Source organism: Pseudomonas sp. EA_65y_Pfl1_P113, from assembly GCF_963970525.1.
Lineage (GTDB): Bacteria > Pseudomonadota > Gammaproteobacteria > Pseudomonadales > Pseudomonadaceae > Aquipseudomonas > Aquipseudomonas tritici.
Map to the genome: position 1 here is coordinate 1 of NZ_CAXAQM010000538.1, position 460 is coordinate 460.

The following is a 460-nucleotide window of genomic DNA, read 5'->3' on the forward strand; positions in this document are numbered from 1 at the left end:
CGGGGTAGCGATAGTAAGGCGCATGTGCCGAGAGCATGTCGTTATAGGCGGAGACGATGCCGATGTTCATCGCCTTGCCGCTGGTCAGGGCAGGGCGGTCCTCCTCGGTGCCGGCATAAGCGTGCGCGGCATTGGCGCAGCCCATGGCGGGGCGCTCGATATGCGAATCGCGCGCGCGGCCGATCAGGCCGAGATAGGCGGCGCGGCTGGCCTTGGAGCGCTCGATCGCCATTGGCTTGGACCTTTTAGAGCAAAATGCCGGCGGCGACCTGCGCCTGGTCCGCGATCGGACCGAGCGCGAGCGCGGGCAGGAAAGTGAGACCCCCGACGATCACGATGATCGCCGCGAGCAGGCCGATCCACAGCAGCCCGGTGGTCGGGAACGAGCCCGGCCCCTCGGGCACGCGGCGCTTGGCGGCCAGGCCACCGGCAATCGCGAGCACGGGCAGGATCACCCCGA

General features: G+C 68.9%; 1 protein-coding gene and 1 pseudogene. Both read right to left on the reverse strand.

Annotated elements, in window-relative coordinates:
- Positions 1-232, reverse strand: a pseudogene (locus AACY52_RS30955) (phosphogluconate dehydratase); the annotation flags it as partial.
- A gap of 13 nt (positions 233-245) precedes the next feature.
- On the reverse strand, positions 246-460 hold a 215-nt coding region (locus AACY52_RS30960), incomplete at its 5' end, for a potassium-transporting ATPase subunit KdpA (RefSeq protein ID WP_339561489.1).